Raw genomic sequence first — 13,457 nt, forward strand, 5'->3', positions numbered from 1 at the left:
CTTCCCCTCTACAGCCAACGAAAGCATATCAATAATGGACGGTGCAGAAGTCATCTTGTTATATGAACTGGTCGCCGAGCTTACGGACCAGATGCTTGCTGCTGCCCGCAAGGAAGACTGGACCTTGCTTTCGCAGTTGGAGGCGAAATGCGCACAATATGTGGAAACCTTGAAGCAAAATGAAACCGGCGTCGCATTAAGCGATGATCGTCGTGAACGTAAAATCGAGATATTGAAAAAAATCCTTGAAGACGACAAGGATATTCGCAACCTCACCAGTCCGGGCCTGCAGAAACTTTCAGCAATGATCAAGAGCACCGGTACAGAAATCAAACTGTCCAAAACCTACGGCATGAATCAAAGAGGCTAGAAATGATACCGCGGGCAGACATCGCCACAACCGTCCAGCCCGTAGCCGCCGTCGAGGCGCCTACTACAATCGTTTCTGTCGCCGACGCCAAGCAAGAAGCCTTCAGTCGTCTCGCGCAAATCGCCATCGGCCAGCAATTGCAGGCCAAAGTGCTGTCGACCTATAACGATGGCTCCTATCTGGTACGCATCGCCAATACCGCCGCCCGCATGGTCTTGCCGACCGCAACGCGCACGGGAGACACGCTGGTGCTGACGATGGTCGGCAAAGAGCCTCGCCCCACCTTCTTGCTGGATGCAACCGAAGGCGCAGCCGAAAAAGAGGAAAGCAGCTCGGTATCGCTCAGCACTGCCGGCCGCATGATGGAAAAGGACATGCAGTCGCTGAAAGCGGCCCAGCAAGGCGCTCCTACCGTCGTCGGCCGCGACAATCAGATCGACGAAGGAGAGGCCAGAAACGCCAATCAAGGCCAGGCCGCTCCAGAAAGTACCAAGACATCCCTGAGTTCCGCCGGCAAGCTGGTCGATGCCCTCCTGCATGCCTCGGAAGAAAGCGATTTGCCAAGCGCCATCAAACCCGGCAGCCCGCTGGTCGGCAATCCAAGCAATACACCGCAATTGGCAACTGCCCTGCATGATTCGGTAGCGTACAGCGGTGCGTTCTACGAATCCCATGTAGTCGCGTGGGCCGAAGGCAAGCGCCCCCTGACCGAATTGCAAAAGGAGCCGCAAGCGCAACTTGGCCAACAAGTTCAGGCCGGCGCGTCGAGTTTCCTGAACAGCACGGACCCCGCCAATACCCAGCTTGGTCAATTGATCAATCTCCAGTTGAACGCTTTGGAACAGCAACGCATCGTTTGGCACGGCGAAGTCTGGCCCGGCCAGCAAATGGAATGGGAAATCAATCGGGACGCCCCCGACACACCCAACCACGGCGACCAGGAAAACGAGAGCGTGCCGTCCTGGCATAGCGTAGTGCGCTTCAATTTCGAGCATTTGGGCGCTGTTTCGGCCTCAATACGCTTGATCGGCCAGCAGATACATATGCAGGTGCGCACCAATAGCGACGTCACGGCCGCAGCATTGCGCGCAAACGGCAGCATGTTGTCGGAGGCGATGGCCGCCGCCGGCTCCTCCTTGGATTCCCTGATTGTGAAGCGGGATGAACAAACCTAATATCCCCCTTCAGAATGCAGTAGCCTTGGCCTACAATACTACTCAGGCTGCTCCCAAAGTTGTCGCCAAGGGAAGCGGGCTGGTCGCCGAAGCCATTATTGCCCGTGCGCGGGAAAGCGGTGTTTTTATTCACGAATCGAAGGAGCTCGTCTCGCTGCTGATGCAGGTCGACCTCGACCAGCAAATTCCCCCCGCCCTCTACCGGGCGGTAGCTGAACTTTTAGCCTGGTTGTATCGTATTGAAAATATGCAATTAGAGCGCAGTGATGTATGATTCGGGGTTAGATTAAAACCTGCCCTTTTGGGATACGAGCTTACCCTTCTATCCTTTGATTTGAGACGCACAGATGGCAAACACCGACGAGATTCAAGACGACAGCCCGTATCGAGTACACTCGCGCCGGGAGATCATTTCCCTGCTCAATAGCATGATGGAACGTAATCAACTGCTGAGCCTGCTCATCAAGGGAGGCTCTGAATCCATTATTACGTCGATTCTGGACATTGACGAGGACGAAAACAGTGTCGTCGTCGATGCGGCGCCTAGCGCCACGCTGAACGAAAACATCCTGCAAAGTACGCGCATCGGCTTTGAAGCCCTGTACAACAACATTCGCATCACTTTCAATGTCGACAGGGCAAAGTCATGCGAATTCCAGAAGCGCCCGGCGCTCAAGATCGACATTCCGGACAGCCTCGTACGGCTGCAACGCCGCGAATATTTCCGTATCGCCACGCCGATTGCCAAGCCGCTGCGCTGCACCTTCCGTGTCACCCAGCCCGACGGGACCTTCACCACGATCGTCACCCTGCTCAACAACATCAGTGCCGGCGGCGTCGCCGTCACCGATGAAAAGAAAGTACTCGATACGACGATTGGTCGCATTTATGACGATGTTTCGCTGGAAATGACGGACAACACCATTGTCACCGTCAAATTGCAGGTGCGCGACTGCAAAGAAGCCAAACTGACGTCAGGCAAGACCGTCAATCGCTTCGGCTGCGAATTTGTCGACCTGCCGCGTGCAGTTCTCGCTGCGATCCAGCGTTTCATCACAAAACTCGAGCGCGAGCAGAATGCGAAAGCTTCGGGCATGATGTAAAAATAGCAAGGGAAATACACCAGTATCCTCGCCTGCGCCAAAAATTCCCTCGTACAATAAAAAAGAGCTGCCAGCGCAGCTCTTTTTTATTGTATTCAATGAATGACGCCGCGACTCACCGCTGACATCCCGCAGGCGTCACACCTGCATCGTCATGATGTCGCGGTAAGCCGACACCAGTTTATTGCGCACTTGCAGGCTGGTCTGGAACGAAATACTTGATTTCTGCATGGCAATCATGACATCCGACAGGTTGATGTTATCGTTGCCCATGGCAAAACTCTCGGACATCTGCTTGGACTTTTCCTGCGATGCATTGACATCATCAAGGGAGTTCTTCAACACACTGGCGAAATCCACACGGGGGGCCGGTTTTTCACCGACGGCGGCACTTTCCAAAGGAGCAACGTTCCCCTGGGCACGCGCAGCCGCAGCCTTCAACTGCGCTACCATCGCCTCGATTCTGCTAGTGTCAATCATGCTGGCTGCCAATTTGCACCTCTTCGAATTCAACCCAACGATATGCAATCACGCGTTGTGATCACAATTCCCGTTTCTACAACGGCAGATTACCACGCCGCCCCTTGCCACTCGCAACAATAAGCGGGGAAATAGCCATTCTGTTCCATAGATCAAATTTCCGCTCTGGCAGGACAATCCACACTAAGCAAAAAACCTATATGGGTAGGGAAGCAGTGAAGCAAATCACATACAGCCACAAGCTCGGCGGCACACGCAAGGGGAAATCATGGCGGTAGCAGCCGATGGCACGCTAACCAGCGACAGCACCACAGCCACCGAAGGCACAACTCCGGGTGAAAACGGTTCCTCGGGGCCGCAACGCAGCGGAATCGTCGGCTACGCCCAATCGACTCAAGGACGCCGGGTACTACTGATGGTCGCGGCTGCAGCCGTGGTCGCGCTGATGATCGGCATCTGGATGTGGAGCCAGAAGACTGAATATCGGGTCCTGTTCTCCAACTTTTCCGACCGCGACGGCGGCGCCATCGTTGCCTCGCTGCAGCAGATGAACGTACCCTACAAATATTCGGAAGGCGGCACAGCTATTCTGGTGCCCGAAACCATGGTGCATGATGCCCGCCTGAAACTGGCGGCGCAGGGCCTGCCCAAGGGTGGCAATGTCGGCTTCGAGCTGATGGAAAACCAGAAGCTGGGCGTCTCCCAGTTCCTCGAACAAGTCAACTTCCAGCGTGCCCTTGAGGGCGAACTGGCTCGCTCCATCCAATCGCTGTCCGCCGTTCAGGCGGCTCGCGTGCATCTGGCCCTGCCGAAAGCCTCCGTTTTTGTGCGCGACCAGCAAAAGCCGACGGCATCGGTCATTCTCAGCCTCTACCCCGGCCGCATGCTGGATGCCCAGCAAGTCAGCGCAATCGTCCATCTCGTCGCTAGCAGCGTCCCCGAGCTATCGCCTAAAAGCGTGACCATCGTCGACCAGAATGGCAACCTGCTTTCCGATACCACCAAGCAACCAGCCAATGGTCTCGATCCGACGCAATTGAAATACGTTCAGGATCTGCAGCAAGACATCGTCAAACGCGTCGAATCCATCATCGCGCCTATTGTCGGCAACGGCAACGTCCGCGCCGAAGCGACCGCCGATGTCGACTTCTCGCGCAGCGAGCAAGCCGCAGAAACCTACAAACCGAACCAGACGCCTGATACCGCCGCAGTTCGCAGCAAGCAAAGCAGCGAATCGCAGAACGGCAATTCGAGCACATCCGGTATTCCCGGCGCCCTGACCAACCAGCCGCCGGCGCCGGCTACTGCGCCGATCGTCAATCCGCCGGTTGCCGGCGCTGCCGGAGCGGCAGGCGCAGCGGGCCAGGCCGCGACACAGCCGACCACCAGTACGGGCACATCGCATAAAGACGCGACCATCAACTACGAAGTGGATAAGACCGTCCGCTACGTTCAGCAACCGATGGGCGGCGTCAAGCGCCTGACGGTAGCGGTGGTCGTCAATTACAAGCGCACAATCGACCAGACCGGCAAGATCGTCATGAAGCCGCTGACCGAAGCCGAGCGCAACCAGATTTCGGATCTGGTCAAGGAAGCGATGGGCTTCAATAAGGATCGCGGCGACTCGCTCAACGTGGTCAATACCCAATTCAGCAGCGAGCTGGAACCGGAATTGCCGTTGTGGAAACAGCCGGATATGATCCAGATGGCCAAGGAAATCGGCAAATACGTCCTGCTGGCTGCCGTGCTGCTCTACCTCTACTTCGGCGTGCTGCGCCCCATCATCTGGAAGATTACCGGTCGCGAAGAAAGAGAAGCCAAGGCCCGCGCCGAAGCGGAAGCCGCAGCAGCAGCGGCTGCAGCGGCAGCCATGTATGATCCGGACAATCCCGACGCTATCGTCGAATTGTCTCCCGAAGCAGCAGAACTCGACGCCCGCGCCGAGTACAAGCAAAATCTCGAAACCGTCAAGCTGTTGGCCAAATCCGATCCTAAACTGGTCGCAAGCATTGTGAAGGCATGGGTGAACAATGAGTAACGAAGGCGTTCAAAAAGGTGCCATCCTGATGCTTGCGCTGGGCGAGGATGAGGCTGCCGAAGTCATGAAATACCTTGGCCCCAAGGAAGTGCAAAAACTGGGCGCCGCCATGACCACGCTGAAAAACATCAGCTTCGAGGAAATCAACGGCGTGCTGGACGATTTCCTGGCGCAAACCGGCCAGGCTTCGTCGATCGGCCTCGATTCGGATGAATACATCCGCAGCGTGCTGACCAAGGCGCTGGGCGACGACAAGGCCACGTCCCTGCTCAACCGCATCCTGGGCGGGCGCGACGCCAGCGGCATCGAAAGCCTCAAGTGGATGGATGCGCAGTCGGTCGCTGAACTTATCCGTAACGAACACCCCCAGATTATTGCGACCATCCTGGTTCACCTCGAACGCGACCACGCCTGCGATATTCTCAACAATTTCACCGAACGCCTGCGCAACGACGTCATCTTGCGTATCGCCACCCTCGATGGCGTGCAGCCGACGGCATTGCGCGAACTGAACGACGTCCTGACCAAGCTGCTGACCGGCAACGAAAGCCTGAAGAAACAGCAAATGGGCGGTATCCGCACCGCGGCGGAAATCCTCAACTTCATGTCGGGCGAGAACGAAACGTCCGTCATGGGCAATCTGCGCGCCTACGACGAAGACATGGCGCAAAAGATCATGGACGAAATGTTCGTGTTCGAAAACATCATCGACATCGACGGCCGAGGCATCCAGTTGCTGCTGCGCGAAGTTCAGTCCGAATCGCTTATCGTCGCCCTCAAGGGCGCCTCGCAAGCGCTGCGCGACAAGATATTCGGCAACATGTCGCAACGCGCGGCTGAAATGATGAAGGAAGACCTGGAATCCAAAGGCCCTGTGCGTCTCTCGGAAGTCGACGCGCAGCAAAAGGCCATCCTGCAAATCGTCCGCCGCCTGGCCGACGAAGGTCAGATCGTACTCGGCGCGAAGGGCGAAGATGCATTCGTCTGACGCCGCTACCGCAATCACGCGCGTGCCGTTCGGCCGCGTGATGCTGAGTGCGCCTGTCGCCCAGTTTTACCGGATCTGAAATGGCTTCGCGAAACAACATCATTCCCAAAGAACAGATGACGCCTTACCAACGTTGGGAATTGGCATCCTTCGACGAGCAGGAAGAACTTCCGCCGCCGGTGGAGGAGTTCGTCGTCGAGGAAATCCCTCCCCCGCCAGCCCTGACCGTTGAGGAAATTGAGGCCATCCGCGAGCAGGCGCGCCAGGAAGGCTATGCCGAAGGCCAGCAACAAGGCTTGCAGGCCGGCCGCGCGGAAGGCTATATGGCCGGTTTGCAACAAGGCCAGACCGAAGTCAACGAAACCATCCAGCATCTGCGCCAGATCGCCGTTTCGTTCGGCACGGAAGTTTCGCAAAGCAGCGAAACCATGGCGCCGGAGTTGCTCAGCCTCGGATTGGATATCAGCAAAGCCATGCTCAAGACGGCGCTCAGCGTCAAGCCGGAACTGATCCTGCCGACCGTCACCGCTGCCATCCATTCCCTGCCCAGCCTGCAATTACCGGCCCTGCTGTTTTTGCACCCCGAAGACGCCGCGCTGGTGCGCGAACATCTGGGCGATGAACTCGGCCAGCATGGCTGGCGCATCGTCGAAGATCCAGAACTGGATCGCGGCGGCTGCCGCATCGAAACCGGCACCAACCAGATTGATGCCACTACCCAGACACGCTGGCGCCGCATCGCCGAATCGCTCAGCAAACAACTGGACTGGCTGGAGTAGTCGCATGCGCGCACCTACTCCCATTTACAAGGTGCAACGATGAATTCGCCGATGCCCTCTCATTTCAGTCGCTGGCAGGCTTATCTGCACAACTGCAGCGGCCTGATCGGCATGACCGAACCGACGCAGATTTCCGGTCGCGTCACGCGTGTTGCCGGCCTGGTGATGGAAGCCGTCGGCCTGAAACTGCCGGTCGGAAGTCCTTGCACCGTCCCCTTGCCAAATGGCACCTTGATCGAAGCGGAAGTCGTTGGTTTCCAGGATGACCGCCTCTTTTTGATGCCGCAGAGCGACGTCGAAGGCATCGTCCCCGGCACGCGCGTCTATCCGGTGGAACCGGTCAAACCACCGCCGCGCACCGGCCCGATCGCCTATATCCGCCGTACCGATGAACATAGCCGCCGCCTGCCGGTCGGCGACGAGTTGCTGGGCCGCGTGCTCGACGGCGCCGGCCGGCCGCTCGACAATCTCGGCCCCTTGCATACCGAAAATTCCGCGCCGCTCAGCGTGCGCGCAGCCAACCCCTTGGGACGCGCCCCGATCGTCGATATCCTGGATGTCGGCGTGCGCGCCATCAACAGCATGCTGACCGTCGGACGCGGCCAGCGCATGGGCCTGTTTGCGGGTTCCGGCGTCGGCAAGAGCGTGTTGCTCGGCATGATGGCGCGCTATACCAGCGCCGATGTCATCGTGGTCGGTCTGATCGGCGAACGGGGCCGCGAAGTCAAGGAATTCATCGAACAGATTCTCGGCACCGAAGGCCTGGCGCGTTCGGTGGTGGTCGCTGCTCCGGCCGACACCCCGCCGCTGATGCGCCTGCAAGGCGCAGCGTACGCAACCGCCATTGCCGAATATTTTCGCGACCAGGGTAAAAATGTCCTGCTGATCATGGATTCGCTGACCCGCTACGCCATGGCGCAACGCGAAATCGCACTGGCCATCGGCGAACCGCCGGCCACCAAGGGCTATCCACCATCCGTGTTCGCCAAACTGCCGGCGCTGGTCGAACGTGCCGGCAACGGCGACGTCGGCGGCGGCTCGATTACCGCTTTTTATACCGTCCTGACCGAAGGCGACGATCAGCAGGATCCGATCGCCGATGCGGCGCGTGCGATTCTCGACGGCCATATCGTGCTCAACCGGGTATTGGCGGAGGCCGGACATTATCCGGCAATCGACATTGAACAATCCATCAGCCGCGCCATGCACAGCATTACGTCGGTCGAACACCAACGCGACACGCGCCGCCTGAAACAGTTGTATTCCCGATATCAACGCAATCGCGACCTGATCAGCGTAGGCGCCTACGCTGCCGGAACCGACCCGATTCTGGACCAGGCCATCCAGCTATTACCGCGTATCGAGGCATTCTTGCAGCAGGGCATCCCCGAACGCGCCGGTGTTACCGAGAGCTTGGGGCAACTTACCGCTCTATTCCAGTGATTGAGCGCTTGGACCGGAAAATATAATCAAAGCTACCATGGCTACGACCTCTGCACTCGAAACGCTGATCGAACTGGCGACCAAAGAGACCGACGAAGCGACCAAACGCTTGGGACGGGCCGTTCGCGCAAGCGAAGAAGCGCAGCAGAAACTTGTCATTCTGGAACAATATCGCGATGATTATGCTTTACGTTTTCAGGAAAGCCTGTCATCCGGTTTGACGGCAATGAGCTATCGCAATTTTCAGTTATTCATTGAAAAGATCGACAGTGCCATTTCCGGGCAGCAAAGTGTGGTCAGGAATGCCCAGCAACGTGTCGCGGAAGCGCGCGCAGCGTGGCAAGCATGCGAGCGCAAGCGGATGTCTTATGACACACTGGCGACGCGGGCGAAGCAAACTGCGCAATTGCGCGAAAATCGACGTGATCAGAAGCAGACGGATGAACATGCGTCGCGCATCACGTTTTACAAACGGTAAGCAAGGAACTGGCGGAAACGATGAACACTCAATTGCCGATACTGAACGTCGCTGGCATGCAAAATGCCGCTCGCCCGGCTACGCAAGCCGATTCCTTCACGGCTGAAGTTCCGTTCAATCAGGTATTGAACAAGGAAGTCAGCAATCGCAACGCCGACAACCAAAGTAAACCCAGCGAAGCCGCCAAGGATACTTCGCCCGAACCGGCCAAGACCAGCACAGCCTCGGAATCGTCCGCTCCGGCGACAAAGTCCGACACGACCAAGACAGCCTCGTCCGACGATAAAAAAGACGACGACAAGGCCGACGACGACACGGAAGATACGACCGCTGCAGCCTCGTCCGCGCAAATGCTGGCGCTGGTCGCCAACATGGGTCACTTGGCCGTCCAACCTGTTGCGAAGAAAACCGCCGATCAGGATATGGACGCCCTGGCCAGCCAGAAAGGCAAAAAACCCATTGGACAGATCGGCGCCGAGACCAAGACCGGCCTGACCGATGCGCAAAACGACGACAAGGGCGACAATAAAAGCAAGGGCAACGTGCTCGACTTTGCAGCCCTGCAAGATCAGGACAAACAAGCCGCTGAGGACAAATCTGCGACACCGGTGCGCACGAGTGCCGAGAAGGCATTGCCTGAAACGCCGGCCGATGCAAAATCCGCCAAAGCCGATCTGCAGGATGCAACGGCAGCAACCCGCAACGTCAAGGTCGCTCCCGAAGCGAACATCAAACCGGCCGAAGCTCAAGTGCAGCCGAACGCCTCGACAGTGGTTCCGGCCTTGCAGCAAGCCATGACGCTGAGCCAGCAGGCTGCCATGAGCGGCCAGGCCGTGCAAAGACTGACGCCCGCCGTCGGTAGTCAAGGATGGGATCAGGCTGTCGGCCAGAAAGTCGTCTGGATGGCCAGCGGCGGCATGCAGAGCGCTTCGCTGACACTGAATCCGCCGGACCTCGGCCCATTGCAGGTGGTCCTGCATGTCAACAACCAGCAAGCCGATGCGACATTCATCACGGCGCAGCCCGAAGTCAAGCAAGCGCTCGAAGCCGCCATGCCGAAGCTGCGCGAAATGATGGACCAGGCCGGCATCCAACTGGGCCAGGCCACCGTCAATACCGGCACGCCAAACCAGCAAGGCCCAGCGAATCAGCAACAACAGGCGCGCAGCGGCAGCACGTCGAGCTTCGGGCGTACCGGCAACGATGAAGCCGACATTCATGTCGCCGTCGTTCCACGTCCGGCCGCCAGCGGCGGACAAGGGCTCGTAGATACATTTGCATAAGCCGAACAGCATTCAATATAAAAAAACAGGTGTCCCGGTAACAGTATTCAATATCGGCCGTTTCTTGCCGATAGTGTTCTTATCTGCCGCAGACATCCACGAAAGGGAAAAATAGATGGCAACAAAAGCAGCAAAACCGGCAGCCAAAGGGGCGGACGCCGCAGAGGCGCCACCGGCGAAATCGAAGAAAATGCTCTTCATCATCATCGGCGCAGTGCTAGTGCTGGCGATCGGCGGCGCAGCGGCTTTCATGCTGATGGGTGGAAAGTCCAAGAAAGCCGACGAAGAACATTCTGAAGAAAAAGCAAGCTCCAAAGTACCGGTATTCGTTGTCATCGAACCTTTTGTCGTCAACCTCCAGCAGGAAAACGGCGACCAGTTCCTGCAAGTGGCGTTGACCCTGCAAGTGCCGAATGCGGAAACTGCGGAGACGCTTAAGGTCTTCATGCCACAAGTGCGCAGCCGTTTGCTGATGGTATTGTCGAGCAAGAAAGCGTCCGAATTGCTCACCAGCGAAGGCAAGCGCAACCTGACCGACGAGATCATCGACCAACTGGGAGAACCTTTTGCCGGCGGCGGCAAAGGACCGACGATCACCGACGTGTTCTATACCTCTTTTGTCATTCAACAGCAGTAGCATCATGGCCGAACACTTTCTATCGCAGGAAGAAGTCGATGCACTCCTAAGAGGGGTGACCGGGGACGAGGACGAGGAAAAAAGCGCCGAAGAAACCCCCGGTACGGTACGCAATTACAATCTTGCGACGCAGGAGCGTATCGTCCGCGGCCGGATGCCGACGCTCGAAATCATCAACGAACGTTTTGCCCGCCTGTTTCGCATCGGCCTGTTCAACTTCCTGCACCGTACCGCCGAAATTTCGGTCGGGCCGGTGAAAGTGTCGAAGTACAGCGAATTCATCCGCAACCTGGTGGTGCCGACCAACCTCAACCTGGTCCATATCAAACCCTTCCGCGGCATCGGCCTGGTGGTGTTCGATCCCCAGTTCGTGTTCCTGCTGGTGGACAACATGTTCGGCGGCGACGGACGTTTCCATACCCGCATCGAAGGCCGCGAGTTCACGCCGACCGAACAGCGCATCATCATGCGCGTGCTCGACATCGTATTCGAGACGTATTCGAAGTCCTGGGAACCGATTTATCCGATCGAGTTCGAGTACATCCGTTCCGAACTGAATACGCAATTCGCCAATATCGCCACGCCCAATGAAGTCGTGGTCTCGACTTCGTTTACCATCGAACTGGGTCCGGTCAGCGGCGAGATTCACGTCTGCACGCCCTATTCGATGATCGAGCCGGTACGAGACAAGCTTACCAGCAGCATGCAAGGCGAAGCCCTGGAAGTCGATAAACGCTGGATCCGCCTGATGAAGCAGCAGATCCAGACCGCCGAAGTGGAACTCATCGCCAACTTCGGCACCGCCCGCGTCACATTTACCGATTTGCTGAACATGCAAGTCGGCGACGTCATCCAACTGCAGACCGTCACTCCGGTCACGGCGCAGGTCGATGGCGTTCCGGTGATGGAGTGCAGCTATGGCAAACTGAACGGTCAATACGCTCTGCGCGTAGAGAAGCTGCTATCCATCACGCACAACGAAACACCAGAAAGTATTCAAGGAGAGCAGAATGGCTGAAGATAACGTTGACCAAACAGTGGCGGAAGACGATCCGTGGGGCGCCGCGTTGGCCGAACAGACAGAGGCGGAAGAAGCGCAGAAGAAGCATATTCCGGAAGAGGAAGGCCTTCCCGCAAAGCCGGCTGAAGCGACCATCTTCAAGGATCTCAGCGCATCCGATCTGCAAACGAATACCCCCAACGACATCGACTTCATCCTCGATATCCCTGTCCAGTTGACAGTGGAACTGGGCCGTACCAAGATCGCCATCAAGAACCTGCTGCAATTGGCGCAAGGTTCGGTGGTGGAACTTGACGGCATGGCCGGCGAACCGATGGACGTCCTCGTCAACGGTTGTCTGATCGCACAAGGCGAAGTGGTGGTGGTCAATGACAAGTTCGGTATCCGCCTGACCGACATCATTACTCCTGCAGAGCGTATCCGCAAACTGAATAGATGAACCGCCCCAGCCGTCTCCTCAGCCTGACCTGCACATCCTGCAGTTGCATCGCCTTCCTATCGGCAATACTTGTGGCCGGTGCGGCACAGGCAACGGAACAAGCATCTGCCCCGGCATTGCCCTCTTCCACCGGCAGCGTATTTACCATGCTGCTGGGCTTGGTCGCGGTATTGGCGTTGATGGCCGGCATTGCCTGGTTGTTCAAGCGTAGCGGGCTGGTTCAGGGCGCCAACAGCAATGCGGTTGCCAAAATCATCGGCGGCGTCAGCGTCGGCACACGCGAACGCGTGATGGTCATCGAAGTTGCCGATCAATGGATCGTTATCGGCGTTGCGCCGGGACGCGTCAACACGCTTGCGACCATGCCGCGCCAGGAACATGTCGCTGCATCCGCATCGACGGCATCCGCGAATTTTTCATCCTGGCTGAAACAAACGATCGATAAACGTAATGGCAGCAGTTAGAACCTCATCGGCGCGCCCGCATCGCTGGCTACGCCTGCTGCCGGTTTTCCTCCTCTGCCTGCCGCTGGCGGCGGCTGCACAGCAGGGATTGCCGGCATTCACCAGCACGCCGACACCGGGCGGCGGACAAACCTACAACCTCAGCATCCAGACGATGCTGCTGCTCACGTCCCTGTCCTTCATTCCCGCCGCGCTGTTGATGATGACCTGTTTCACCCGCATCGTCATCGTGCTGTCGCTGCTGCGCCAGGCGCTGGGTACGCAATCGACGCCGCCGACCCAGGTGCTGGTCGGTCTTTCGCTGTTCCTGACGCTGTTTGTCATGGGACCGGTATTCGACAAGATTTACGCTGACGCCTACCTGCCCTTTGCCGACAACAAGATTTCCATGATCGACGCGATGGAAAAAGGCGCCGTGCCGCTCAAGGAATTCATGCTCAAGCAGACGCGCCAGTCCGATCTGGCGCTGTACGTCAAACTGTCGCATGGTCCCGACCTGCAAGGCCCGGAAGACGTGCCGCTGCGCTTGCTGATCCCGGCGTTCGTCACCAGCGAGCTCAAGACCGCCTTCCAGATCAGTTTCGCCATTTTCATTCCTTTCCTGATCATCGATATGGTGGTCGCCAGTATCCTGATGTCGATGGGTATGATGATGATGTCGCCCGCCATCGTCTCGCTGCCCTTCAAGCTGATGCTGTTCGTGCTGGTGGACGGTTGGCAGTTGCTGATCGGCTCGCTGGCCGAGAGTTTTTATTAAGG

The 13,457-nt window shown here is 57.7% G+C and carries 15 protein-coding genes and 1 pseudogene; 15 read left to right on the forward strand and 1 reads right to left on the reverse strand.

Going from position 1 to position 13,457, the window contains the following annotated elements:
* Positions 1–34 precede the first annotated feature (34 nt).
* From RV1423_RS03625 to RV1423_RS03640, 4 genes and pseudogenes are all read left to right on the forward strand, one after another.
* Entirely contained in the window at positions 35–370 is a 336-nt protein-coding gene (locus RV1423_RS03625) for a flagellar protein FliT (protein ID WP_034293279.1), read from the forward strand.
* 2 nt (positions 371–372) lie between these two features.
* The gene (locus RV1423_RS03630) at positions 373–1,545 is read left to right on the forward strand and encodes a flagellar hook-length control protein FliK (RefSeq protein WP_034293282.1); all 1,173 of its coding nucleotides are present in this window, start codon (positions 373–375) and stop codon (positions 1,543–1,545) included.
* A pseudogene (locus tag RV1423_RS03635) lies at positions 1,532–1,835 on the forward strand (EscU/YscU/HrcU family type III secretion system export apparatus switch protein). Before RV1423_RS03630 ends, RV1423_RS03635 begins: the two are co-directional and overlap by 14 nt.
* Positions 1,836–1,892: 57 nt before the next feature.
* Complete coding sequence (locus RV1423_RS03640) at positions 1,893–2,648, forward strand: flagellar brake protein (RefSeq protein WP_034293287.1); 756 nt, start codon at positions 1,893–1,895, stop codon at positions 2,646–2,648.
* A 138-nt stretch (positions 2,649–2,786) separates the two neighbouring features.
* Here the strand turns inward: RV1423_RS03640 and fliE are convergent, their stop codons facing one another.
* Positions 2,787–3,128: a flagellar hook-basal body complex protein FliE gene (gene fliE / locus RV1423_RS03645; protein ID WP_034293289.1), complete on the reverse strand. Its 342-nt coding sequence runs from the start codon at positions 3,126–3,128 to the stop codon at positions 2,787–2,789.
* A 268-nt stretch (positions 3,129–3,396) separates the two neighbouring features.
* Between fliE and fliF the strand changes: the two genes are divergently transcribed.
* The 11 genes from fliF (at position 3,397) to fliP (ending at position 13,455) form a co-directional block, all read left to right on the forward strand.
* A complete protein-coding gene (gene fliF, locus RV1423_RS03650) occupies positions 3,397–5,166 on the forward strand; it encodes a flagellar basal-body MS-ring/collar protein FliF (RefSeq protein ID WP_034293291.1) in 1,770 nt (589 codons plus the stop codon).
* Complete coding sequence (gene fliG, locus RV1423_RS03655; RefSeq protein ID WP_034293293.1) at positions 5,159–6,154, forward strand: flagellar motor switch protein FliG; 996 nt, start codon at positions 5,159–5,161, stop codon at positions 6,152–6,154. The genes fliF and fliG overlap by 8 nt, the downstream gene beginning before the upstream one ends.
* An 80-nt stretch (positions 6,155–6,234) precedes the next feature.
* Positions 6,235–6,933 (forward strand): flagellar assembly protein FliH, encoded by a 699-nt coding sequence (gene fliH, locus RV1423_RS03660; protein WP_034293295.1) that lies wholly within the window; start codon positions 6,235–6,237, stop codon positions 6,931–6,933.
* A gap of 39 nt (positions 6,934–6,972) precedes the next feature.
* Complete coding sequence (gene fliI, locus RV1423_RS03665) at positions 6,973–8,376, forward strand: flagellar protein export ATPase FliI (protein ID WP_034293297.1); 1,404 nt, start codon at positions 6,973–6,975, stop codon at positions 8,374–8,376.
* A 37-nt stretch (positions 8,377–8,413) separates the two neighbouring features.
* Positions 8,414–8,854 (forward strand): flagellar export protein FliJ, encoded by a 441-nt coding sequence (gene fliJ, locus RV1423_RS03670; protein WP_034293299.1) that lies wholly within the window; start codon positions 8,414–8,416, stop codon positions 8,852–8,854.
* A 20-nt stretch (positions 8,855–8,874) separates the two neighbouring features.
* Entirely contained in the window at positions 8,875–10,137 is a 1,263-nt protein-coding gene (locus RV1423_RS03675) for a flagellar hook-length control protein FliK (RefSeq protein WP_034293301.1), read from the forward strand.
* 115 nt (positions 10,138–10,252) lie between these two features.
* Positions 10,253–10,774, forward strand: a complete 522-nt coding sequence (fliL, locus tag RV1423_RS03680) for a flagellar basal body-associated protein FliL (RefSeq protein ID WP_034293304.1) — start codon at positions 10,253–10,255, stop codon at positions 10,772–10,774.
* Between the two features lie 4 nt (positions 10,775–10,778).
* Positions 10,779–11,792: a flagellar motor switch protein FliM gene (gene fliM / locus RV1423_RS03685; RefSeq protein ID WP_034293305.1), complete on the forward strand. Its 1,014-nt coding sequence runs from the start codon at positions 10,779–10,781 to the stop codon at positions 11,790–11,792.
* On the forward strand, positions 11,785–12,234 hold the full coding sequence (gene fliN / locus RV1423_RS03690; protein WP_034293307.1) for a flagellar motor switch protein FliN: 450 nt from the start codon (positions 11,785–11,787) through the stop codon (positions 12,232–12,234). Before fliM ends, fliN begins: the two co-directional genes overlap by 8 nt.
* Positions 12,231–12,698 (forward strand): flagellar biosynthetic protein FliO, encoded by a 468-nt coding sequence (gene fliO, locus RV1423_RS03695; RefSeq protein WP_051516464.1) that lies wholly within the window; start codon positions 12,231–12,233, stop codon positions 12,696–12,698. Before fliN ends, fliO begins: the two co-directional genes overlap by 4 nt.
* Complete coding sequence (gene fliP / locus RV1423_RS03700) at positions 12,685–13,455, forward strand: flagellar type III secretion system pore protein FliP (protein ID WP_051516465.1); 771 nt, start codon at positions 12,685–12,687, stop codon at positions 13,453–13,455. The genes fliO and fliP overlap by 14 nt, the downstream gene beginning before the upstream one ends.
* Positions 13,456–13,457 lie beyond the last annotated feature (2 nt).

Source organism: Herbaspirillum sp. RV1423, from assembly GCF_000577615.1.
In the GTDB taxonomy this organism is placed as follows: domain Bacteria; phylum Pseudomonadota; class Gammaproteobacteria; order Burkholderiales; family Burkholderiaceae_D; genus Herbaspirillum.

Bases quoted from the DNA above. Each gene is read 5' to 3' on its own strand.
- RV1423_RS03625 (WP_034293279.1), top strand. From the start codon at position 35: ATGGACGGTGCAGAAGTCATCTTGTTATATGAACTGGTCGCCGAGCTT.
- RV1423_RS03630 (WP_034293282.1), top strand. From the start codon at position 373: ATGATACCGCGGGCAGACATCGCCACAACCGTCCAGCCCGTAGCCGCC.
- RV1423_RS03640 (WP_034293287.1), top strand. From the start codon at position 1,893: ATGGCAAACACCGACGAGATTCAAGACGACAGCCCGTATCGAGTACAC.
- fliE (WP_034293289.1), bottom strand. From the start codon at position 3,128: ATGATTGACACTAGCAGAATCGAGGCGATGGTAGCGCAGTTGAAGGCT.
- fliF (WP_034293291.1), top strand. From the start codon at position 3,397: ATGGCGGTAGCAGCCGATGGCACGCTAACCAGCGACAGCACCACAGCC.
- fliG (WP_034293293.1), top strand. From the start codon at position 5,159: ATGAGTAACGAAGGCGTTCAAAAAGGTGCCATCCTGATGCTTGCGCTG.
- fliH (WP_034293295.1), top strand. From the start codon at position 6,235: ATGGCTTCGCGAAACAACATCATTCCCAAAGAACAGATGACGCCTTAC.
- fliI (WP_034293297.1), top strand. From the start codon at position 6,973: ATGAATTCGCCGATGCCCTCTCATTTCAGTCGCTGGCAGGCTTATCTG.
- fliJ (WP_034293299.1), top strand. From the start codon at position 8,414: ATGGCTACGACCTCTGCACTCGAAACGCTGATCGAACTGGCGACCAAA.
- RV1423_RS03675 (WP_034293301.1), top strand. From the start codon at position 8,875: ATGAACACTCAATTGCCGATACTGAACGTCGCTGGCATGCAAAATGCC.
- fliL (WP_034293304.1), top strand. From the start codon at position 10,253: ATGGCAACAAAAGCAGCAAAACCGGCAGCCAAAGGGGCGGACGCCGCA.
- fliM (WP_034293305.1), top strand. From the start codon at position 10,779: ATGGCCGAACACTTTCTATCGCAGGAAGAAGTCGATGCACTCCTAAGA.
- fliN (WP_034293307.1), top strand. From the start codon at position 11,785: ATGGCTGAAGATAACGTTGACCAAACAGTGGCGGAAGACGATCCGTGG.
- fliO (WP_051516464.1), top strand. From the start codon at position 12,231: ATGAACCGCCCCAGCCGTCTCCTCAGCCTGACCTGCACATCCTGCAGT.
- fliP (WP_051516465.1), top strand. From the start codon at position 12,685: ATGGCAGCAGTTAGAACCTCATCGGCGCGCCCGCATCGCTGGCTACGC.